The following is a 21,513-nucleotide window of genomic DNA, read 5'->3' as shown; positions in this document are numbered from 1 at the left end:
CCCATCTGGTGCCTGTTCCGCTCTGTCTTCCGGCGGTCCGGGCTCAGCCGTGGGCGGCTGTTGCGGAACGCGGTTCGCTTTGCTCGCGCGGCGGGCGGCCGATCACGTCGCGCAGCTCTTCCAGCTCGATGAAATTGTCGGCCTGGCGGCGCAGGTCGTCAGAGATCATCGGCGGCTGGCTGCGGATGGTCGAGACCACCGAAACGCGCACGCCCTGGCGCTGCAGGCTGGCAATCAGCGGGCGGAAGTCCCCATCGCCCGAGAACAGCACGATATGGTCGACGCGCGGTGCCAGCTCCATGGCATCGACGGTCAATTCGATGTCCATGTTGCCTTTGACCTTACGGCGGCCCATGCTGTCGGTGTATTCCTTGGCCGGTTTGGTGACCATGGTGAAACCGTTGTAGTGCAGCCAGTCGACAAGCGGCCGGATCGGCGAATACTCGTCATTTTCCAGCAGGGCGGTGTAATAAAAGGCCCGCAGAAGCTTGCCGCGGCGCATGAATTCCTGCCGCAGGAGCTTATAGTCGATATCAAACCCGAGCGCCTTGGCGGCGGCGTACAGGTTTGAACCGTCTATGAACAGCGCGAGCCGTTCGTCCTTGTAAAACATCAAAATTTTCCTTCCGGTATAACCGTCTCGTCCGGGGGTTCCGTGAGTGTGATTTTGAAATCGGCGAAACGGGTAGACTTAATGTAAGTTATTTGTCATTTGCCGCAAGTATACTGTCCGTTTGAATAGGGTCAAAGATGACCGGAATCCGTAAAACGGCGCTGATCGCGCTGGGCGGCAACCTGCCCGCTGACGCTGATGCGCCTCAGACCACCCTGGCAAAGGCCATCCGTGCGCTGCAGTCGCAGGAGGTTTTCCTGCGCAGCGTGTCCCGGTTCTTTCAGACCCCCTGTTTCCCGGCAGGTGCCGGGCCGGACTATGTGAATGCTGCGGTGGCGGTGGAAACAACGCTGTCCGCCGGCGGCCTGCTGGAAAGGCTGCACCAGGTAGAGACGCAGTTTGCCCGGGTGCGGGAGCAGCGCTGGGGGATGCGGACATTGGATCTGGATCTGGTGGATTTTGACAGCGCGGTGCTGCCGGACACGGCCGGGTACACCCGCTGGCAAGGGCTGCCCTTGGAACGCCAGATGCAGGAGGCGCCTGGCCAGCTGGTTCTGCCGCATCCGCGCATTCAGGACCGTGCCTTCGTGCTGGTGCCGCTGGCCGACATCGCGCCCCGCTGGCGCCACCCGGTGCTGCAGAAAACCGTGGCTGAGATGCTGGCGGAACTGCCGCCGCAGGACGTGGCAGAGGTGACACCGCTCTGAGCCGCGCAATGCGGTGTTTTCCGCCCTTGTCAAGAGAAAGATATGGGCGTAAATGTCTGCCTTCTGGACCAGGAATGATATGGAGAGTCGCTGATGGCCCGCGTGACGGTTGAAGATTGCGTCGATAAAGTGCCCAACCGCTTTGAGCTGGTGATGCTGGCTGCGCACCGTGCCCGCGAAATCTCGGCCGGTGCTCCGATCACCGTCGAGCGCGACAACGACAAGAACCCGGTTGTGTCCTTGCGCGAAATCGCCGACGAGACCCAGAGCGCCGATGATCTGCGCGAGCGCCTGATCGAGAGCAACCAGACCCAGATCGAGGTCGATGAGCCGGAAGAAGACTCCATGGCTCTGCTGATGGGTGCGGACAACGATAAGCCGGCTGACGACGACATGTCGGAAGAGAAACTGCTGCGTGCGCTGATGGAGGCCCAGGGCCAGGGCTGAAGCGCGCGTCTGACTATTTGAGGCTGCGGACCGGACATGATTTCCCCTGACGACCTGATTGCTCTGGTCCGCAACTACAATCCCAAGACAAATGCGGACAGGATCGCGGACGCCTTTGCGTTTGGCGAGCAGATGCATGAAGGGCAGTTCCGCCACTCAGGCGAGCCCTATTTCACCCATCCGGTGGCGGTGGCCGCCATCCTGACCGAACAGCGCCTGGATGATGCAACCATCATCACCGCGCTGCTGCACGACACAATCGAAGACACCAAGGCCAACTACGAAGAAGTCTCCCGCCGTTTCGGCGAAGAGGTGGCGATGCTGGTCGATGGCGTCACCAAGCTGACCAACCTGCAGCTCTCCAGCCGTGAGACCAAACAGGCCGAGAACTTCCGCAAACTGTTCATGGCGATGTCCAAGGACCTGCGGGTGATCCTGGTCAAGCTTGCCGACCGCCTGCACAACATGCGCACCATCAAGGCGATGCGCCCGGAGAAGCAGGCCCAGAAGGCGCGCGAGACGATGGATATCTACGCGCCGCTGGCAGGCCGCATGGGCATGCAATGGATGCGTGAGGAACTGGAGGATCTGGCCTTCCGCGTGCTGAATCCGGAAGGCCGCCAGTCGATCATCCGCCGCTTTGTGACCCTGCAGCGGGAAACCGGCGATGTCATCCACCGGATCACCGGCGACATGCGTCTGGAGCTGGAAAAGGCCGGGATCGAGGCGGAGGTCTTCGGCCGCGCCAAGAAACCCTATTCGATCTGGCGCAAGATGCAGGCCAAGGACCAGGGCTTTTCGCGGCTGTCCGACATTTACGGCTTCCGGGTTATCACCCTGTCAGAAGAGGACGCCTACCGTGCGCTGGGCGCCATCCACCAGCGCTGGCGGGCGGTGCCGGGCCGGTTCAAGGATTACATCAGCCAGCCGAAGTCCAACGGCTACCGTTCGATCCACACCACGGTGTCGGGCCGCGACGGCAAGCGGGTGGAAGTGCAGATCCGCACCCGCCAGATGCATGATGTGGCGGAGACAGGCGTGGCGGCGCATTGGTCCTACCGGGACGGGGTGCGCACCGAAAACCCCTTTGCCGTTGATCCAGCCAAGTGGATCGCCTCGCTGACAGAGCAGTTCGATGCCGAGGACGACCACGACGAATTCCTCGAGGCCGTGAAGCTCGAGATGTATTCGGACCAGGTGTTCTGCTTCACGCCCAAGGGGGACGTGATCAAGTTGCCCAAGGGCGCCACGCCGATCGATTTTGCCTACGCCATCCACACCCGTATCGGCGGCTCCTGCGTCGGAGCCAAGGTGGACGGTATCCGGGTGCCGCTGTGGACGCGCCTGCGCAACGGCCAGTCGGTTGATGTGATCACCGCCGAGGGCCAGACCCCGCAGGTCAGTTGGCTGGAAATTGCCACCACTGGCAAGGCGCGCACCGCTATCCGCCGGTCTTTGCGCGAAGCGGACCGGGCGCGGTTCGTCAAGCTTGGCCATGAGCTGGCGCGCTCGGCCTTTGAGCACGTCGGCAAGAAGGCCACCGACAAGGCGCTGGAAACCGCAGCCCGCGCGTTGCGGGCCAGCGGCGTGGATGAATTGCTGGCGCGGCTGGGCGCCGCTGAGATCACCGCCCATGACGTGGTGCAATCTGTCTATCCGGAGCTGACCTCCACCGGCGACGGCGACGAGATTTCCCCGCGCCGGGCGGTGATCGGCCTGGAACCGGGTCAGAGCTTCGAGCGCGCGGCCTGCTGCCAGCCGCTTCCGGGCGAGCGCATCATCGGCATCACCTACCGCGGCCGCGGGGTGGTGGTGCACGCAGCCGATTGCGACAGGCTGGGCGAGTTCGAAGACCAGCCGGAGCGCTGGATGGACGTCCAGTGGCACAGCGGCACCCACCCGGCCGCCTATGGCACCACGCTGGAGCTGACCATCGGCAACGACGCGGGCGTGCTGGGGCGTATTTGCACATTGATCGGCGAGAAAAAGGCCAATATCTCGGACCTGGAATTTGTAGACAGGAAACCAGACTTTTACCGGCTCATGATCAATGTGGAGCTGCGGGATGTGGAGCAGCTGCACTCGCTGATGCTGACGCTTGAGGCGGAAAGCGATGTTGCCGCGGTGGCGCGGTTCCGGGAAAAGCCGGAAGAGCGCCATTTTCCGGGGTAAGCCGCTGAAACTCTGAGCCGGGAACTGGGAAGGACGCACAGCTTTGGTATTCAGGCGCCGGGACAGACGTCCGCCCCTCCGGGCGCTGGCGGACTTCCTCTGGCCGCGCGGCGGCTGGGGCAGGGCGTTCCTGTACGTAAAGCACCGGGTCCGGCGCCTTCCCGATTCGCCTGAGCGCATCGCCCGCGGCATCTGGGCCGGGGTGTTCACGACTTTCACACCCTTCTACGGGCTGCATTTCTTTGTTGCTGCATTCATAGCCCGGCTGATGAACGGTAATATCCTGGCCTCGCTCAGCGCCACCTTCTTTGGCAACCCGCTGACTTATGTGCCGATCGGGGTCGCCTCGCTGCAGACCGGGCACTGGCTGCTGGGGACCGAGTTTGATCAGGAAGTGGACAAATCCCTGGTGGGTAAATTTCTGGCCGCAGGCGGGGATTTGAAGGACAACCTGATTGCCCTGTTTCTGGACCGCCCCGCCGACTGGCAGGGCCTGCACCTGTTCTATAACGAGGTGTTCTATCCCTACATGATCGGCGGTATCATTCCCGGCATCATTTCTGCCACGGCCTGCTACTTGCTCAGCCTGCCGGTGATCCGGGTTTACCAGCAGCGCCGCCGGGCCAAGATCAAGGCCAAGTTCGAGGCGATCAAGAAACGCGCCGAGGTCGATACCAGCACCTGAGCGGGGCCGCCGCATTGTACCATTATTGCCTGCAGGCTTGCTCTTGCCGGCTGTCTGTCTAGTCTCGGAACCAAGGCTTTGACTTCAGACGGATGAGAGACTTCTCATGACAGATAATCAGCTGCGCCTGGGCGTGAACATTGACCATGTGGCCACTGTGCGCAACGCCCGCGGAGGCGCCTATCCGGACCCGGTCCGGGCTGCAAAACTGGCCGAAGAGGCGGGCGCGGATGGGATCACTGCGCACCTGCGCGAGGACCGCCGCCATATCACGGACACGGACATCGATGCGCTGATGGAGGCGCTGACCGTGCCGCTGAATTTCGAGATGGCCGCAACAGACGAAATGCAGAAGATCGCCCTGCGCCACAAGCCGCACGCAGTCTGCATCGTTCCGGAGAAGCGCGAGGAGCGCACCACCGAAGGCGGGCTGGAAGTGGCGCGCGAGGAAAACCGCCTCGCCCATTTCATTGCGCCGCTGCGGGATGCAGGCTGCCGGGTGTCGATCTTCATCGCGGCGGACCGGAAACAAATCGACGCCGCCCATCGCATCGGGGCTGAGGTAATCGAGCTGCACACCGGGGCTTACTGCGACTACCACGCCGAAGGGCGGTTTGCGGACCGCGACCGTGAACTGGAGGCATTGCGGGATATGTCCGCCTATGCCCACTCGCTGGGGCTCGAGGTGCACGCGGGCCACGGGCTGACCTATGAAACGGTCCAGCCGGTTGCTGCCTTCCCGGAAGTGCACGAGCTGAACATCGGCCACTTCCTGATTGGTGAATCGATTTTCCGCGGCCTGACCCCCGCCGTGCAGGAAATGCGCCGCCTGATGAATGCCGCACGCAGCTGAGAGCTGCCGGGCAAAGGCATGAAGCCGGGGCAGGGCAATTGCCGCTGCCCCAGGCCAGTTCCGGTTCCTACAGGGGGCTGATCATTCCAGTTTGCCGGGCAGGCTCAGGTCGCCGGATGCAATGTCGAACACATCTGTCACGCAGAGCAGCGGCGCGTGGATGTTTGCATTGACCTCCAGCCCTGCGGTCACCCCGTCAAAGGCCAGCGCCCCTGCCGCCAGCGGCACCGTCAGGCTGACTTCCTTGCCGTTCAGGACCGGAGAATACCCGGGGCTGTCGATGTAGAGCGGCAGGCCGGGCCAGGTTGCAGGCAGCGCCGGGGCGGCGCCTTCGGGAATATCCTTGACGGACAGCATCCCGTCGCCGCAGCCGTCGTTCGGGGTCAGCACGACCCAGTGGCTGTGCCAGCCGGCGCCATCGTTGGCCAGATCGCCATCGCCGTTCTCGTCGAACAGCGGCGTGTCGTCAAAATCCGGATGCGCAGTGGCAACCAGCGCCAGCGTGCCGCTGCCGGCTTCAAAGCCTGCGGCTGAGGGATCCAGCGACAGCGGCCAGACATAGGCCTGCACCCCGGCACCGCCCAGGGAACCAGTGGCAGGCGGCACGGTGCTGCCGGCCGTCCCGCCGGTTTCCATCCGGAAAGTGACATGCCCGCCGCTGCGGCTGGCCTGCACACTGCGGATATCGGTGTCCGGTGCGATCCCGTCTTTGGCTTCCGACAGCAGCGGCTCTGAATGAAAGGCGTGGCTGCCGCCGGCCTGTGCTGCCTGTCCGGCTGCAAGGGCGGCGAGCACCGCCGCAAAATACGCGAGTTTCATATCGACCTCCTTGGTTTCGACTCGATGCCACATTGAATAGTATCGAGTCGATATAATTGCAATGATGATTTTGACTCGCTATCAAGCTTGCATGACAGCGGCACATGAAATCGCCAGCCTCCTCGATCGGCTCTCGCGCCTGCATGGCACCGGGCGCCGGGCCGCCGGGCTCAACCCCGCGCAGGCGTCGGCGCTGGACTACCTCGCGCGCGCCAACCGGTTTTCCCGGACGCCGTCTGCCGTGGCCGACTACCTGTCGGCGACCCGCGGCACGGTTTCCCAGACTCTGAAATCGCTGGCTGCCAAGGGGCTTGCCGAGGAAGGGCCGGGCGGCAGCGACCGGCGGTCGCGGCGCTATGACCTGACACCGCAAGGCCGGGCTGTGGCCGATGCGCTGGACGCTACGCCACCCGTGGACCTGCCGGACCGCCAGTTGGAGGATATCCGGGATGCGCTGAGGCTGCTGGTCAAGGGCATGATAGCGGCCCGCGGCGGGCGCAGCTTTGGCCTGTGCCGCAGCTGCCGCCATCACCGGACGTCTGCTCAGGGCGCCCATTGCGCGCTGCTGGATGTGCCGCTGCAAGGCGAGGAAACAACGCAGATCTGCCAGGAGCATGAGCCGGGCGGCGCGGAAAACACGCTGGCCGATGGCTGCGATGCGGGGGGAGGATGAATATGCAGGTCAATCTGATCCGTTACGGTCTTTGGTGGATGGGGGCCTCCGTCGCGATGCTGCTGGCAGGCCTCCTGCTGGGGCAGTTCGGGATCGCCATGCCCGCAGGGCTGGCGACGGTGCTGCCGCCGATGATCGCCTCTGTTGTGGAAGGGATGCGCATTGCCCGGGCGACCCGCGCACCCCTGCCGGGCAGGGATGCCTGGATCTGCGCCGCGGCAATGACCGGGGTGGTGGCGGTGCTGACCGTCATCCAGCTGCCGCTCTACTGGAACAGCCCGATGGTGACAGAGGCGCGGCAGACAATTCCCTTTGTCTACCTCGCGGGCATTTTCCTGCTCCTGCTGGCCGTCATCCTGATGGTCAACCGCCTGTTCCTGGGCCATGGCATTAAACTGGGTCTGAAGCGGCTGGAAGAATGATCCTGGGCATCGGAACCGACCTCGCCAATATCGAGCGCATCCAGCGCACGCTGGACCGGTTCGGCGACCGTTTCCGCAACCGTGTTTTCACCGAGACCGAGCAGCGCAAGGCCGAGCGCCGCCGCGATGTGGCCGGCACCTATGCCAAGCGCTGGGCCGCCAAGGAAGCCTGCTCCAAGGCGCTGGGGACCGGCTTGCGCATGGGCATCGCCTGGAAGGATATGGCTGTCAGCAATCTGGCGACAGGCCAGCCGGTGATGCATGTGACCGGCTGGGCCGCGGAGCGCCTGCAAGAGATGACCCCGCCCGGCCATGAGGCGGTGATTCACGTGACTTTGACCGATGATCACCCTTGGGCGCAGGCCTTTGTGCTGATCGAGGCACGCCCAATCCCCGCGAAGCCCGCGGAATCACCCGCCGGAACTTGACTTGCCCCCCTCAGGCCCGCATGTAGCCCCGGACCCTGTTTCCAAACCGGAGAGCCTGATGACGGCCAAAGCAAAGACCGGCAGTTCGATCATCGAGACGATCAAGACCATTGTCTACGCACTGCTGATCGCCGGTGTCTTCCGCACCCTGTTTTTCCAGCCCTTCTGGATTCCGTCGGGATCGATGAAGGAAACCCTGCTGATCGGGGATTTCCTGTTCGTGAACAAGATGGCCTACGGCTATTCCTACGCGTCCTGCCCCAGCATCCGCATGCCTGCGATCGGGGTGAACATTGACGCCAAGAACATCTGCGGCTTTCTCGATGGCGACAACACCCGTCTGATCGGCGGCGAACCGGAGCGCGGCGATGTTGTGGTGTTCCGCCATCCCGTTAACGGCAATGATTTCATCAAGCGGCTGATCGGCCTGCCGGGCGACAAAATCCAGATGAAGAACGGCGTGCTGTTCATCAACGGCGAAGCAGTCAAGCTGCAGGATGCAGGCGATTTTGAGGAAGTGATGGAGCGTCAGGGCCCGCAAGGCTCGATGCCGCGCTGCGAAAACGCGCCGGTGGGCCAGGGCGCCATCTGCAAGAAGTCGCGCCAGATCGAAACCCTGCCCGGCGGCAATGAGCATACCGTGCTCAACATCACCAACCAGGGCGTCGACCACACCAGTGTCTACCAGGTGCCCGAAGGCCATTACTTCTTCATGGGCGACAACCGGGACAATTCCTCGGACAGCCGGCTGCCGCAATCCGCAGGCGGGGTTGGTTTCGTGCCGTTTGAAAACCTGATCGGCCGCGCCGACCGGATCATGTTCTCCTCCGCCGGGCGCTCGATGCTCTACTTCTGGACCTGGCGCAGCGACCGTTTCTTCAAGGGGATCCAGTGAAACTGTCCAAGGAATTGCGCGCGTTTGAAGAGCGGATCGGGCACAAGTTCACCCGACCCGACCTGCTGCAGCGTGCCGTGACCCACGCGTCGGTGTCTTCCTCCACTCGCAAGGACAACCAGCGTCTGGAATTCCTGGGCGACCGGGTGCTGGGGCTGGTGATGGCCACGGCGCTGCTGGAGCATGACAAGACCGCAACCGAGGGCCAGCTGGCGCCGCGCTTCAACACGCTGGTGCGCAAGGAGGCCTGCGCCGACGTCGCCAAAGACATCGACCTCGGCGCTGTGCTGAAGCTGGGCCGCTCCGAGATGATGTCCGGCGGCCGCCGCAAGCAGGCGCTCTTGGGCGACGCGATGGAGGCGGTGATTGCCGCGGTTTACAAGGACGCAGGCTTTGACGCCGCAGCGGAGGTGATCCTGCGCCTCTGGGGCAGCCGCATCCATCAGGTCGAAACCGACGCGCGCGACGCCAAGACCTCGCTGCAGGAATGGGCGCAGGCCCGGGGGCAGAAAGTGCCGACCTATGTGGAGGTCTCCCGCAGCGGCCCGGACCACGCGCCGGTCTTCACCATCGCGGCTCGTCTTCAGGACGGCACAGAGGCACAGGCCACCGCAGGCTCCAAGCGGCAGGCCGAACAGGCCGCCGCCAAGGCGCTGCTGGAACAGCTCGGCTAGGTATCAGGTCACGCGGATGAAACCGGCAAGGCCGGTTTTCTGGTGCTCGATCACATGGCAATGAAACGCCCAGTCGCCCGGGTTGTCAGCCACCAGCGCGATGTCCGCCACCTCATCTTTCAGCAGCAGCATGGTGTCCGTCACCAGCGGTGGCAGTGTCCGCAGGTTGGAGCGGACCGGCACAAACGCCAGCCCGTGCAGGTGGATCGGATGCAGGTTCGGGGATTCATTCCGCAGCCGCAGGACATAGCTCTTGCCCCTCTCTAGCACCGCCAGCGGCCCTATCCCCTTGGCCGCATCCCCGGCCCAGGGGGTGCGGTTGATCGACCAGAAACTGTAGCCCATCGAGCCGCAGTAGCCGTCGTTCGGCGGCCCGCCCTCCGGCGTCCAGCCAAAGACGAAATCATGCACCTCTGCGTTTGCCAGATCAGGCCGGGCAACCGGGTTGGCAGGCAGCGGCTTCAGCTCCCGCAGATCCCGTGCCATGTCCGCGCCAACCGACTGCAGCCGCGCCATGACGAGGGTGGGCTGGCCCGGCAGCTCTGCCAGCAGCTCCGCCGTCTGCCCCTCCTCCGCAGGCATCTGCACTGCAAAATCCACCCGCTGTCCGGGGCCAACCAGCAGCGGCTCCTGAGCGGAGGGCAGGGGCAGTTCGATCTCCACCGGATGCCCGTCCCAGGCAATGATCCGCGCCTGGTCCGTGCTCAGATGCAGCTTGTAGATCCGCGTGGTGTCGCTGTTCACCACCCTGAGCCGCACCAGCCCGCCTGCCGGATGGTGATAGACAGGCGCCTGCAGCCAGTTTGCAGTCAGCACATTGCCATGCGTCCCGCCGCGGGCCGCGCCCCGTGCGGTGTAATAGGGCAGGAACGCGCCCGCATCATCCAGCCGGAAATCCCGCAGGTTGATCACCTGATCGGCGTCGAACCCGGGATCCTCCGCCTCCCGGATCACCATCACCCCGGTCAGCCCATGCGCCATCTGCGCCATGGTCATGCAATGCGGATGATACCAGTAGGTGCCGGCATCCGGCGGCGTAAACGCGTAGTCAAAGCTCTCCCCGCCCGCGATCGGCATCTGGGTCAGATAGGGCACCCCGTCCATCGCATTGGCTATCCGCAGCCCGTGCCAGTGCATCGCGGTGTAATCTTCGGTGCCATTCTCAACCCACAGGCGCATCGGCTTGCCCTGGGTGCCAAACAAAACCGGCGGCGGCGCATCCGGCGACAGGCTCACCAGCCCTTGGGTCGGCGTTTCACGGAAAGTAAAGCTGGCCGGCTGGATCGTCAGCTGTTGCGCGGCTGGCGCGCCCGCAAGGCTCCATCCCCCCGCGCCAAGCACTCCCGCTCCAAGCGCCCCGGCGGATACGGCAGTTCCTAGCAGAAAATCCCGGCGGTTCATCGGGCAAGCCCCCTTATGTGCTCTCGAAGAAAGGCCTGGCTGTCGGATTGGCTTGGCGCTGCGGTTCTTTCACGGGATCTGCCACAGGTCTTTGACATAGGGCAAGCCTGTGAGATTGTGCCTGAAGCCCGGTTTCAAAACGCCTCTGGCCCCTGTGGGTAAAATCCTGTAGGGGATCGGCTCTGCAAACAGGATGTGTATTGATGACCACACGCGCCGGATTCGTTGCCCTGATCGGAGAGCCCAACGCGGGCAAATCCACCCTTCTGAACCGCATGGTCGGGGCCAAAGTCTCGATCGTGACCCACAAGGTGCAGACCACCCGCGCCCGCATCCGCGGCGTGGCGATGGAGGGCGACGCGCAGCTGGTGTTCGTTGACACGCCGGGCCTGTTCAAACCCCGCCGCCGCCTGGACCGCGCGATGGTTGCCGCCGCCTGGGGCGGGGCTGCGGACGCCGATGTCGTGGTGCTGATGGTGGAGGCCCACCGCGGCATCACCGAAGGGGTGGAAACCATCCTCGAAGGCCTTTCGGAAATCGGCGAAGGCCGCACCGTGGCGCTGGCAATCAACAAGATCGACAGGGTGCCGGCTGAAAAACTCCTTGGCCTCGCCCAGGATCTGAACAGCCGCTATACTTTTGCGGAAACCTTCATGATCTCGGCTGAGCGCGGCCACGGCGTCGACGACCTGCGTCAATGGCTGGCGGGCAAGCTGCCGGAAAGCCCCTGGCTCTACCCCGAGGACCAGATCGCTGATCTGCCGATGCGGATGATCGCGGCGGAAATGACCCGCGAGAAGCTGACCCTGCGCCTGCACCAGGAACTGCCCTACCAGCTGACGGTTGAGACCGAGAAATGGGAAGAGCGCAAGGACGGCTCCGCCCGGGTCGACCAGATGATCTATGTGGTCCGCGACGGCCACAAGGGCATTGTTCTGGGCAAGCGCGGCGAGACCATTAAAGCCGTCTCCCAGGCCGCCCGCGCCGAGCTGGAAGAGTTCCTGGGCCGTAAGGTGCATCTGTTCCTGCAGGTGAAGGTGCGCCCGAACTGGCTGGAAGAGGCCGAGCGCTATTCGGAAATGGGTCTCGACTTCAAAGACGGCAACTGAAGAAGCCCATGCTTTTCACCTTTGTGAAAATACTCCCGCCGGAGGCTCCCGCACTATCGGCAGGCGCTGTCACAGGCGGGGGCGCGGCATGACCCGCCTCACCGCCCGCTTCTGGGTCGACGCCTACCTGGCCCGCCTGCGGTTCCAGGATATCCCGGCCTTTGTAACCTCCCACGGCGATGACACCGCCGGCGCGGTGCTCGTCAAACTCAACACTCTGGATGGCCAGGCCCGCGCCTTTCACCGCACCTATGACCTGATGACCGGCAACCGCAAATGGGATGAATTGGCCGCAGGTGCCGAAATGGACGTCGATGCTTCAATAAGCCGGCAGCGGAACTTCGATCCGGATCTCTGGGTGATTGAGGTGGAGGACCGCCAGGGCCGTCATCTGCTGGACGAACCCGGCCTGGAATGACCCTGCTGCTTGCAGCCCATCCGGCAATGCGCTCTGTTGGGGCGGACTGCAGGACAGGGAGGCCCGCTTTTGGAATGGCGTGATCACGGCATATTGCTTTCGGTGCGCCGCCACGGCGAAAGCTCGGCCATCATTGACGTCTTCACCGAAGAACACGGGCGTCACGCAGGCGTGGTGCGTGGCGGCGCCGGCCGCCGGATGGCGCCGGTCCTGCAGCCCGGTGCACAGCTGGATGTGTCCTGGCGGGCGCGGCTGGAGGATCACCTGGGCAGCTATCACGCTGAACCCCTGCGCAGCCGCGCTGCCGCGGCGCTCTCCGGCCGGCTGGCGCTGGCCGGGCTGAACACAGTCACCGCGCTGTTGTCCTTCTGCCTGCCGGAGCGCGAACCGCACGCTGGTCTTTACAGCCGCAGCGAACAGCTGCTGGACCTGCTGGGCAACGAGGACCTCTGGCCGCTCGCCTACCTGCGCTGGGAGATGGCGCTTTTGGAGGAGATGGGCTTTGGACTGGACCTGTCGGCCTGCGCCGTGACCGGCAGCCGTTTCGGCCTGGCCTATGTCTCGCCAAAAACCGGCCGGGCTGTTTCACGTGAAGGCGCCGGAGACTGGGCAGACCGCCTGCTGCCGCTGCCGCCTGTGATGCTGGGCCTGGGCGATGCGGAAGACGCCGAAATCATCCAGGCCTTGCGCACGACCGGGCATTTCCTGGAGGCGCATCTGGCCCCGTCGCTGGGCAATCACCCGCCGCCAGAGGCGCGGGCCCGGCTGCTGGATCTGCTCAGCCGCCGGCTTTGAACAGCATCTCGCGCCCCGCATCATTGCTGAGGATCAACACATCGCCTGAGACCTCTGCCAGCGTCATCTCCTGCAGCGCTTTCAGGAAAGCCGTCTCCGCCTCCAGCTCCGGGCAGGCCATGCGCGTCACCGCCAGCGGGCCGGTCTCAAACCAGGGGTAGGGCGCGCTCTGGCTGCCCAGAAACCTGTTGCAAGGCGCCTGACCGGCGATCTTGCCCGGTTCCGGAAAGGTGAGGGTGGCATCGGCGGCAAAGGCGGTCCCGTCAATGCTTTGCAACCGCCATGCGTTGCCGGCGGCACCATAGGCCGACAGGGTTTCATCGCCTGTGCAGGCGCTCGGCAGCAACAGGGAAGTGATCAGAACAGCGCGCAGCATGACGGCCTCCGGCAGCAGTGTCTTCAACTACTTTGGAGGTCAACGGCGGTTCGCACAAGGCAACAACCGCACGATGTGTCTCCCGCCCGCCGCTGCGGCATCCCAAATGCCTTGCGTCCGTTGGGCCCGGCACCGCGCGGTGCGCGGTGCCTGCCGCGCCGTTCAAAGGGAGTGCTTCCGCGCCGTGCGAAGCACGGCGCCAGGCCCAACGCCTTGGACGCATTCCGTGAATGCGCAGCCAAGGGGGCGGGAGCCTTTCCTTTCAGTTCTGCCGGATGATCTCCGCAACCTTGCGGCCGATCTCGTTGCTGGCCTTGACCGACGGGTGGATCATGTCCGCTGCGTGGTAGGAGCGGTCGCCATAGGGCACCAGGTCCTTGTTCGACAGGAAGAAAATACCGTCCTCCTGCGATGCCAGACGGGTGATGCGGGCTTCCAGCTCGTTGCCTTCGTCCCGGCAATGCTCGATCAGCGATCCCACGCCGGGGCTGCGCAGATAGCCGACGTAGATCACCTTGGCTCCGGTTTCGCGCAATCCGATAAGCATCGCCGGAATCGCGCCCGTGCTTCCGTCAGAGGAAATCAGCCTGTCCATCTTGCGGTCGCAGGCAAAGCAGCCGCAGCCGAGCCACAGGTCGTTGCCGCCGCCGTTCACGATCACCCAGTCCCATTCGCCAGGCGTGTACTGCTTGCCGATGTTCATGCCTGCAGCACCGGAAACCGGCAGCTTGTAGAGGATCCGCGCGGCTGAGACCGAGCGGTCCACCACCGGTTCCTGCAATTCCCGCGATACCGTGTCCGAAATGGATTTGCCCGCCAGGCTGTGCCAGGCCAGAAGGGAATCCCCCATCGCAAGAATACGTGCGGACTGGCCTTCCGGCACCGTATCGCCGCAGGCGGACAGCAGAAACAGAAAGGGCAGAAACAGGCAGCGCAGGAAGGTCATGCCTCCTTGTTAAACTGGTTTTGCCTGGCTGCGAATAACCTGAATCGGAAACAGATTTATTTTGCGGAAGGGTTGCGGGCTGGACGCATGAAACGCGATTCCGGACAAAAAAGCCCGGCGCGAACGCCGGGCAAGGAGGGGATTGCTCCCCTGCGGTGGTCTCTGACAGCGGTCAGCCCAGCAAGCGGCGGGCGATGACCTGCGCCTGGATCTCGGCGGCGCCTTCGAAAATGTTGAGGATACGGGCATCGCACAGCACGCGGGAGATCTTGTACTCCATTGCAAATCCATTGCCGCCGTGGATCTGCAAGCCATTGTCGGCCGCCGCCCAGGCAACCCGTGCGCCCAAGAGCTTGGCCATGCCGGCCTCCAGGTCGCAGCGGTGGCCGTGGTCCTTTTCCCAGGCCGAGAAATAGGTGAGCTGCCGGGCGATCATGATCTCCACCGCCATCATCGCCAGCTTGCCCGAGACCCGCGGGAAATTGATCAGCGACTTGCCGAACTGCTTGCGCTCCTGCGCGTACTGCATGGCGATGTCCAGCGCCGACTGCGCCACGCCGATGGCACGGGCGGCAGTCTGGATTCGGGCCGATTCAAAGGTCTCCATCAGCTGTTTGAAGCCCTTGTTCTCCGCGCCGCCCAGCAGGTTTTCCTGCTTCACGTGGAAATTGTCGAAGCCCAGCTCGTATTCCTTCATGCCGCGGTAGCCCAGCACCTCGATCTCACCGCCGGTCATGCCGGGGGTGGGGAAGGGGGCCTCGTCGGTGCCCGGGGTCTTCTCCGCCAAAAACATCGACAGCCCGCGGTGGTCGGTGGTGTTTGGATCGGTGCGCGCCAGCAGCGTCATCACATGGGTGCGGGCGGCATGGGTGATCCAGGTCTTGTTGCCGGTGATCTTGTAATCGCCGTTCTCGTCCTTGACCGCGCGGGTCCGCAAAGAGCCGAGGTCGGAGCCGGTGTTCGGCTCGGTGAAAACGGCAGTGGGCAGGATTTCGGCGCTGGCCAGTTTCGGCAGCCAGTTGGCCTTCTGCTCCTCGGTGCCGCCGCAGAGGATCAGCTCCGCCGCAATCTCAGAGCGGGTGCCCAGCGAGCCGACACCGATATAGCCGCGCGACAGCTCCTCGGAGACCACAACCATCGAGGCCTTGGACAGGCCGAACCCGCCGTATTCCTCCGGGATGGTCAGCCCGAAGACGCCCATCTCTGCCAGCTCTTCGATCACTTCCATCGGGATCAGCTCATCCTTCAGGTGCCACTCATGGGCATTCGGCTCGACCTTCTCCACCGCGTAGCGGCGGAACTGGTCGCGGATCATTTCCAGCTCTTCCTCCAGGCCGGAGGCGCCGAACATGGTGGAACCGGCCTGTTCCTCCATCAGCTGTACCAGACGGGTGCGGGCGGCCTGGCTGTTGCCCCGCTCGCACAGCGTCATAACAGCAGGCACCATCAGCCCACGCTGGGCGTCCTGGCTCAGGCCCAGGTCCTGCAGGCGGATGATCTCGCCCTGGTTCATCTGGATGCCGCCGTAGACCTGCCACAGGTATTCGCCAAATCCGATCTGGTGCAGCAACTGCTCCATCTCGCCGAACTTGCCCTCGCCCTGCAGCTTTTCGGCCCATTTCTGCATCTGACGCAGCGAGTAGACATAAGTGGCCAGCCAGGACAGACCATGCGCCGCCACCTGGTTTTCCTCGATCAGCTTGCCGGAGACACGGCCGTCGCTGCTCACCATGTCCTTGACGGAGGCGCGCGCGGCCTCAAGCAGCTGGTCCAGCGGTTCCAGCGCGGCGCCGGTCAGCGCCAGCAGGTCGGGAATGAGAGTCGGTTTCATATGCAAGTCCTGTCCGTCGTGGGCCATGAATCAGATCCTTCTTCGGTCGCCCGGTGGTAAATCATTTTGCAGGTGCAGCGCAACAAAAATACTCACGGGTGCGTCATTTGGATCAAATCTTGCGTGTTGATTTTGCCCGTGCAGCACGCTGCGGATGTGGTAGAGCGGAGGTATGACCGCATTGTTTTCGCTTCTTTCCCCGGCAGAGCTGGCAGCGGCCTTTGGCATCGCGCTGCTGGCGGGCACGGTCAAAGGCCTGGTGGGCTTTGCCATGCCGATGATCTTCATCTCCGGCCTCAGCATGTTCCTGGCACCGGACCTGGCGCTGGCCGGGCTCATTCTTCCCACGCTGGTGACAAACGGCATGCAGGCGCTGCGCCAGGGGCCTGCGGCGGCCCTGGCCTCGATCCGCAAGTTCCACGTGTTTTTGCTGATCGGCCTTGTTTGCCTGCTGCTCAGCGCCCAGTCCGTGCGGCTGCTGCCGCAACAGGCGCTGCTCTTGGTCATTGGCCTGCCGGTTACCGTTTTTGCCTGCATCCAGCTGATGGGCAAGACATTCACCATAACCAATCCTTCCCGCCGCAGCGAGGCTGTTGTCGGCGGCATTGCGGGCCTGATTGGTGGGGTTTCCGGCGTTTGGGGACCGCCAACCGTTGCCTATCTGACTGCCTTGAATACTGAAAAGACAGAACAGATCCGGGTGCAGGGGGTGATCTACGGCCTTGGCGCGGTGGCGCTGCTGGTGGCGCATATCGGCTCCGGCGTGATCCGCACTGAGACCGCGCCCTTTTCGCTGGCGCTTGTTGTGCCGGCGGTGGCGGGCATGTGGATCGGCGGGCAGCTGCATGACCGGATCGATCAGGTGCTGTTCCGCCGCGCAACGCTGGTGGTGCTGCTGATCGCCGGTTTGAACCTGCTGCGCCGCGGCGTGCTGATGTAGCAGGGGGGCAGGGCACCATGAAGCAAAGGCTCAGCGCAGAACAACTTGCAACCGGCTCCATCCTGGTCGCGCTGGCGGTCATGGCGCTCAAGGTGGCCGCCTGGCAAATGACCGGCTCCGTGGCGCTTTTGTCGGACGCGCTGGAATCGCTTGTTAACATCGGCGGTGCGGTAATGGCATGGTTCGCGGTGCGCTATGCCCAGCGGCCCCCCGATGCAGGCCACCCCTACGGCCACCACAAGGCGGAATACTTCTCGGCGGTGATCGAGGGCATCCTGATCGTGATCGCTGCCCTGGTGATCCTGCACGAGGCGTTCACTGCGCTGTCCCGCGCAAGCGATCCCGCCTGGGGCGCTGCCGGCATGGGAGTGAACGCGCTGGCGATGCTGGTGAACCTCGCTTGGGCGCGGGTTCTGCTGCGCACGGGCACACGGTTGAAGTCCCCGGCCTTGTCCGCCGGCGGCCGCCACCTGATGAGCGATGTCTGGACCTCTGCCGGGGTGCTGGCCGGGCTGCTTCTGGCGCTTGCCACCGGCTGGGCAGTGCTTGACCCTCTCTTGGCGCTGCTGGTTGGTGTCAACATCCTGCGCGAGGGCTGGCTGGTGATCGCGGCCTCCGTGAATGGCCTGATGGACACCGCCGCCCCGGCGGAGGAGCGCATCCGGATCGAGAAGATCATTCACCGCACCGCAAACGGCGCAATGCAGGTGCATGGTCTGAAAACCCGCCGTGCAGGCCGCGCCTTGTTTGTCGAGTTCCACATGGTGGTCGACGGTGCCATGTCTGTGCGCGCTGCCCATGAAATCTGCGACCGGGTCGAGGCCGCCCTTCGTGACGCCATTCCTGATGTGCAGGCGGTGATTCACGTGGAGCCGGAGCACAAGCTGGAGCCGGCCGGGATCGAGCCGCGCTGAAGCGTTTGCATTTCCCCGCTGCCTCCCGTTTAACCGCTCTCAAACTGGCAAAGGAGCAGGCACATGGCGATGGAGTGGAACAGGCTGCTGAACCCGGGGCGGCTGTGCCGGCCGGACTTCCCCGAGGCCCCTGGGCGCGAGGCCTATCTGCAGGATTATGACCGCATCCTGTTTTCCGAGCCGTTCCGGCGGCTGGCGCAGAAGACCCAGGTGCACCCGCTCTACAGTCACGACCACGTGCATCACCGGATGATCCACAGCATGGAGACCTGCAGCGTCGGCCGCTCGCTGGGTTCCGGCGTCGGCCAGGCGCTGCTGGCCGCAGACCGCATCACTCCCGATCAGGTGCTGCGCATAGCGGGCCACGTTCAGGCCGCCTGCCTGCTGCATGACATCGGCAACCCGCCCTTTGGCCATTCCGGCGAAGACAGCATTGGCGGCTGGTTCGCCGCGCAGTTCAAGGCAGGCGCAGGGCTGGCCGCCCGGATCCCGGCAGACCGCCAGGCCGAGTTCGCGCATTTCGAAGGCAACGCCCAGGGTTTGCGTATCGCCGGCCGCCTGGAAATGGCCCGGCGCGAGGGCGGAATGCGGCTCAGTTACGCGACGCTGGGCGCCTTTTTGAAATACCCCTGCACCCGCCAGGTGCGCGATGCCGTTTGCGGCGATGGCCCGGCGCCTTATGCAGGCCTCAAGAAATTCGGCGTCTTTGCTTCCGATACCGCTTTACTCGACGAAATCTGCGCCGCCACCGGCATGATCCGCGAAAGCGCCGGCTGGTACCGCCGCCACCCGCTCGCCTTTCTGGTCGAGGCCGCGGATGACATCTGCTACCGCATCATGGATATCGAGGACGCAGGTGCAGTGGGCGATCTGGACCGCGCGGACGTGGCGGCGGTGCTGGAAGACATCACCGGCAAACCCAACCGCGAGGAAGACGCCGCTATGCCGCTGGGCGAGCGTGTCGCCCTGCTGCGCGCGCTCTCCATCGGTGCCGCCACCAGCGCTGCGGTGCAGGCCTTCCTCGACAATTACGACGCCATCATGAGCGGCGAGTTCGACGGCGACCTGATCGGCGCCTCCTCCAAGGCAGACGCCTTTGCCGAACTGCAACGCCTGTCGGTGGAACGAATCTTTGCCGCACGCCGCAAGACAGAGCTGGAGGTCGCGGGCCGCCAGGTGCTGCACCATATCCTCGGCCACTTCCAGGGGCTCTACACCGATCTGGCCGCCTGCGGCTGGGACCAGCCCGCTTTCGCAAAGCAGCACCCCCACTGGGCGCAGCTGATCCGCGCCGTCGACCTGGACCTGCGCGGGGTGGAGGACCCATATACCGCCATGCATTCGCTGGCGGATTTCGTCTCCGGCATGACCGACCGCTACGCGGTCAAGGTGCGGGACATGGTGACCGGCAGCCTGACCGTCTGACCGGCTTTCAGCACCTCAAACAAAAAAACCCGGCCACTGGCCGGGTTTTCTGTTTCCAAAGGGGAAAGCATCAGCCGATGGCTGCGGCCTTCACGTCCTCGTCGATGAACGGCAGGTACTGCTCGAAGTTGTCGGAGAACATCTGCACCAGCTTGGCCGCCTGTGCGTCATAGGCCGACTTGTCGTCCCAGGTGCGGCGCGGATCCAGCAGCAGTTCCGGCACGCCGGGCACGTTGACCGGCACGTCAAAGCCGAAGTTCACGTCCTTGCGGAATTCCGCATCCGCCAGCGAGCCGTCCAGCGCCGCGGTCAGCAGCGCGCGGGTGGCCTTGATCGGCATGCGCGAGCCGGTGCCATAGGCGCCGCCGGTCCAGCCGGTGTTCACCAGCCAGCAGGTCGCGCCATGCTGGGCGATCTTCTCGCGCAGCAGGTTGCCGTAGACCTCGGGGCGGCGCGGCATGAAGGGGGCGCCGAAGCAGGTGGAGAAGGTCGGCTCCGGCTCGGTCACGCCGCGCTCGGTCCCTGCTACCTTGGAGGTGAAGCCGGACAGGAAGTGGTACATCGCCTGCGCCGGGGTCAGCCGCGCGATCGGAGGCAGCACGCCGAAGGCATCACAGGTCAGCATGATGATGTTCTTCGGATGGCCGCCGCGGGCGCTGGACGATGCATTGGAGATGTAATGCAGCGGGTAGGCGCAGCGCATGTTGGCGGTCAGGCTGTCGTCGTTGAAATCCAGCTCTTTGGTTTCCGGGTCGAACACCATGTTCTCGATCACGGTGCCGAACTTGGAGGTGGTGGCGTAGATTTCCGGCTCAGCCTCGGCATTCAGGTTGATGGTCTTGGCATAGCAGCCGCCTTCGAAGTTGAAGGTGCCGTTGTCGGCCCAGCCGTGCTCGTCATCGCCGATCAGCACGCGGTCGGGGTCGGCGGACAGGGTGGTCTTGCCGGTGCCCGAGAGGCCAAAGAACACGGCGGTGTCGACCGGGTTGCCCTTGGCGTGGTTGGCGGAGCAGTGCATCGGCATGATGCCTTTTTCCGGCAGCAGGTAGTTCAGCAGGGTGAACACCGATTTCTTGTTTTCGCCTGCATATTCGGTGCCGCCGATCAGGATCATCTTGCGGTCGAAGTTCATCGCGATGATGGTTTCGCTGCGGCAGTCGTGCTTCTTGGGGTCGGCCTGGAAGCTGGGGCAGTTGATGACGGTGAAGTCGGCGATGAAATCATCCAGGTCTTCGCGGTCGGGACGGCGCAGCATGGTGCGGATGAACAGGTTGTGCCAGGCCAGCTCGGTCACCATGCGGACGTTGATTGCATGCGCCGGGTCGGCACCGCCCACCAGGTCCTGGACGTAGTAGTCCTTGCCCTTCATGTGCTCCAGCATGTCCGCGTAGAGCGCATCAAAGCCTTCTGCGCTCATTGCGGCGTTGTTGTCCCACCAGATGGTGTCGCGCACGCTGTCGGTTTTCACGACATGTTTATCCTTGGGCGACCGGCCGGTGAATTTGCCGGTGGTGACCAGGAAGGCGCCGCCATTGCCCAGCGTGCCTTCGCCGCGCTTCAGCGCGGCTTCGATCAGCGCCGGCTCCATGAAGTTGTAATAGACATTGCCCAGACCCTCGATGCCCTGATCCTCGAGGCGGAATTGCGGGTTAACCCGTCCAGATGTCATGCGTTTTTTCTCCTGTGGCGGCGCGGGCGGCACGCAGGCTGCGCGGCTGCGCCAGTGGGGCAATAGAAACGGCATCGCTGCCGGTGGCGCGGTCTTAACATGGCGTTTCGGGGGCTGAACAGGCCGGTTTCAGCCAGTTAGCGCCATCAAGGCGATGTTTAGCGCAACCATTGTTCTGCACCGCGGCAAGTGCCCGTCTGTTCAGCGAACGCTAAGGTATTTTTGCCCCAATTGTGTCCAAAGATCGTCCCGATTCTTCAAATGGGATTGATTCGGCGCACCAGAACGGCGATGAACATGG

At 64.0% G+C, this 21,513-nt stretch carries 23 protein-coding genes; 16 read left to right on the top strand and 7 right to left on the bottom strand.

All coding sequences use genetic code 11. From position 1 onward, the window contains the following. Window positions 1-43: 43 nt before the first annotated feature. A complete protein-coding gene (locus K3725_RS16170) occupies window positions 44-613 on the bottom strand; it encodes an NYN domain-containing protein (protein ID WP_019296609.1) in 570 nt (189 codons plus the stop codon). A 137-nt stretch (window positions 614-750) separates the two neighbouring features. On the opposite strand from K3725_RS16170, the gene folK reads away from it, so the two are divergent. The 5 genes from folK to K3725_RS16145 all read left to right on the top strand — a co-directional run bounded on the left by folK (window position 751) and on the right by K3725_RS16145 (window position 5,477). Further along, the gene (folK, locus tag K3725_RS16165) at window positions 751-1,320 is read left to right on the top strand and encodes a 2-amino-4-hydroxy-6-hydroxymethyldihydropteridine diphosphokinase (protein ID WP_260016299.1); all 570 of its coding nucleotides are present in this window, start codon (window positions 751-753) and stop codon (window positions 1,318-1,320) included. A 93-nt stretch (window positions 1,321-1,413) separates the two neighbouring features. Then, entirely contained in the window at window positions 1,414-1,767 is a 354-nt protein-coding gene (gene rpoZ / locus K3725_RS16160; RefSeq protein WP_019296607.1) for a DNA-directed RNA polymerase subunit omega, read from the top strand. A 36-nt stretch (window positions 1,768-1,803) separates the two neighbouring features. Further along, window positions 1,804-3,939, top strand: a complete 2,136-nt coding sequence (locus K3725_RS16155) for a bifunctional (p)ppGpp synthetase/guanosine-3',5'-bis(diphosphate) 3'-pyrophosphohydrolase (RefSeq protein WP_260016298.1) — start codon at window positions 1,804-1,806, stop codon at window positions 3,937-3,939. Between the two features lie 43 nt (window positions 3,940-3,982). After that, complete coding sequence (locus K3725_RS16150; RefSeq protein ID WP_260016297.1) at window positions 3,983-4,624, top strand: DUF2062 domain-containing protein; 642 nt, start codon at window positions 3,983-3,985, stop codon at window positions 4,622-4,624. Between the two features lie 106 nt (window positions 4,625-4,730). Further along, window positions 4,731-5,477, top strand: a complete 747-nt coding sequence (locus K3725_RS16145; RefSeq protein WP_260016296.1) for a pyridoxine 5'-phosphate synthase — start codon at window positions 4,731-4,733, stop codon at window positions 5,475-5,477. An 81-nt stretch (window positions 5,478-5,558) separates the two neighbouring features. Here K3725_RS16145 and K3725_RS16140 read toward each other — a convergent pair whose 3' ends face one another. After that, entirely contained in the window at window positions 5,559-6,296 is a 738-nt protein-coding gene (locus K3725_RS16140) for a hypothetical protein (protein WP_260016295.1), read from the bottom strand. Window positions 6,297-6,387: 91 nt separating this feature from the next. Between K3725_RS16140 and K3725_RS16135 the strand changes: the two genes are divergently transcribed. The 5 genes from K3725_RS16135 to rnc are packed head-to-tail and all read left to right on the top strand — an operon-like array spanning window position 6,388 to window position 9,388. Then, window positions 6,388-6,969, top strand: a complete 582-nt coding sequence (locus tag K3725_RS16135; protein ID WP_260016294.1) for a MarR family winged helix-turn-helix transcriptional regulator — start codon at window positions 6,388-6,390, stop codon at window positions 6,967-6,969. A 2-nt stretch (window positions 6,970-6,971) separates the two neighbouring features. Then, window positions 6,972-7,391: an ABZJ_00895 family protein gene (locus K3725_RS16130; protein ID WP_260016293.1), complete on the top strand. Its 420-nt coding sequence runs from the start codon at window positions 6,972-6,974 to the stop codon at window positions 7,389-7,391. Further along, complete coding sequence (gene acpS, locus K3725_RS16125) at window positions 7,388-7,819, top strand: holo-ACP synthase (RefSeq protein WP_260016292.1); 432 nt, start codon at window positions 7,388-7,390, stop codon at window positions 7,817-7,819. Before K3725_RS16130 ends, acpS begins: the two co-directional genes overlap by 4 nt. Window positions 7,820-7,877: 58 nt before the next feature. Further along, window positions 7,878-8,714 (top strand): signal peptidase I, encoded by an 837-nt coding sequence (gene lepB, locus K3725_RS16120; protein WP_039186709.1) that lies wholly within the window; start codon window positions 7,878-7,880, stop codon window positions 8,712-8,714. Further along, the gene (rnc, locus tag K3725_RS16115; RefSeq protein ID WP_260016291.1) at window positions 8,711-9,388 is read left to right on the top strand and encodes a ribonuclease III; all 678 of its coding nucleotides are present in this window, start codon (window positions 8,711-8,713) and stop codon (window positions 9,386-9,388) included. The genes lepB and rnc overlap by 4 nt, the downstream gene beginning before the upstream one ends. Window positions 9,389-9,391: 3 nt before the next feature. On the opposite strand, the gene K3725_RS16110 is transcribed toward rnc, so the two are convergent. Continuing rightward, window positions 9,392-10,789: a multicopper oxidase family protein gene (locus K3725_RS16110; RefSeq protein WP_260016290.1), complete on the bottom strand. Its 1,398-nt coding sequence runs from the start codon at window positions 10,787-10,789 to the stop codon at window positions 9,392-9,394. Between the two features lie 203 nt (window positions 10,790-10,992). Here K3725_RS16110 and era point away from each other — a divergent pair, with 203 nt between their 5' ends. From era to recO, 3 genes are all read left to right on the top strand, one after another. Beyond that, a complete protein-coding gene (gene era, locus K3725_RS16105) occupies window positions 10,993-11,898 on the top strand; it encodes a GTPase Era (protein ID WP_260016289.1) in 906 nt (301 codons plus the stop codon). Between the two features lie 88 nt (window positions 11,899-11,986). Then, window positions 11,987-12,316: a DUF1491 family protein gene (locus tag K3725_RS16100; protein WP_260016288.1), complete on the top strand. Its 330-nt coding sequence runs from the start codon at window positions 11,987-11,989 to the stop codon at window positions 12,314-12,316. Between the two features lie 69 nt (window positions 12,317-12,385). Beyond that, a complete protein-coding gene (recO, locus tag K3725_RS16095) occupies window positions 12,386-13,111 on the top strand; it encodes a DNA repair protein RecO (RefSeq protein WP_260016287.1) in 726 nt (241 codons plus the stop codon). Here recO and K3725_RS16090 read toward each other — a convergent pair. From K3725_RS16090 to K3725_RS16080, 3 genes are all read right to left on the bottom strand, one after another. Beyond that, window positions 13,095-13,487: an META domain-containing protein gene (locus K3725_RS16090; protein WP_260016286.1), complete on the bottom strand. Its 393-nt coding sequence runs from the start codon at window positions 13,485-13,487 to the stop codon at window positions 13,095-13,097. The genes recO and K3725_RS16090 overlap by 17 nt on opposite strands. A gap of 262 nt (window positions 13,488-13,749) precedes the next feature. Continuing rightward, complete coding sequence (locus K3725_RS16085; protein WP_260016285.1) at window positions 13,750-14,433, bottom strand: SGNH/GDSL hydrolase family protein; 684 nt, start codon at window positions 14,431-14,433, stop codon at window positions 13,750-13,752. A gap of 172 nt (window positions 14,434-14,605) precedes the next feature. After that, a complete protein-coding gene (locus tag K3725_RS16080) occupies window positions 14,606-16,291 on the bottom strand; it encodes an acyl-CoA dehydrogenase family protein (RefSeq protein WP_260016284.1) in 1,686 nt (561 codons plus the stop codon). Window positions 16,292-16,436: 145 nt separating this feature from the next. Here K3725_RS16080 and K3725_RS16075 point away from each other — a divergent pair, with 145 nt between their 5' ends. The 3 genes from K3725_RS16075 (at window position 16,437) to dgt (ending at window position 19,543) form a co-directional block, all read left to right on the top strand. After that, window positions 16,437-17,204 (top strand): sulfite exporter TauE/SafE family protein, encoded by a 768-nt coding sequence (locus tag K3725_RS16075; protein ID WP_260016283.1) that lies wholly within the window; start codon window positions 16,437-16,439, stop codon window positions 17,202-17,204. A 17-nt stretch (window positions 17,205-17,221) separates the two neighbouring features. Continuing rightward, window positions 17,222-18,118: a cation diffusion facilitator family transporter gene (locus tag K3725_RS16070; protein ID WP_260016282.1), complete on the top strand. Its 897-nt coding sequence runs from the start codon at window positions 17,222-17,224 to the stop codon at window positions 18,116-18,118. A 63-nt stretch (window positions 18,119-18,181) separates the two neighbouring features. Beyond that, window positions 18,182-19,543 carry a dGTP triphosphohydrolase gene (dgt, locus tag K3725_RS16065; protein ID WP_260016281.1) on the top strand — a complete coding sequence of 454 codons (1,362 nt, stop codon included), beginning with the start codon at window positions 18,182-18,184 and terminating at the stop codon, window positions 19,541-19,543. Window positions 19,544-19,613: 70 nt separating this feature from the next. On the opposite strand, the gene K3725_RS16060 is transcribed toward dgt, so the two are convergent. Further along, on the bottom strand, window positions 19,614-21,212 hold the full coding sequence (locus tag K3725_RS16060; RefSeq protein WP_260016280.1) for a phosphoenolpyruvate carboxykinase: 1,599 nt from the start codon (window positions 21,210-21,212) through the stop codon (window positions 19,614-19,616). Window positions 21,213-21,513: the final 301 nt, after the last annotated feature.

The sequence above is a fragment of the Leisingera sp. S132 genome (assembly GCF_025144465.1).
Lineage (GTDB): Bacteria > Pseudomonadota > Alphaproteobacteria > Rhodobacterales > Rhodobacteraceae > Leisingera.
Note: the sequence above shows the minus strand (reverse complement) of the source record. Positions and strands in the feature narration are given on the sequence as shown.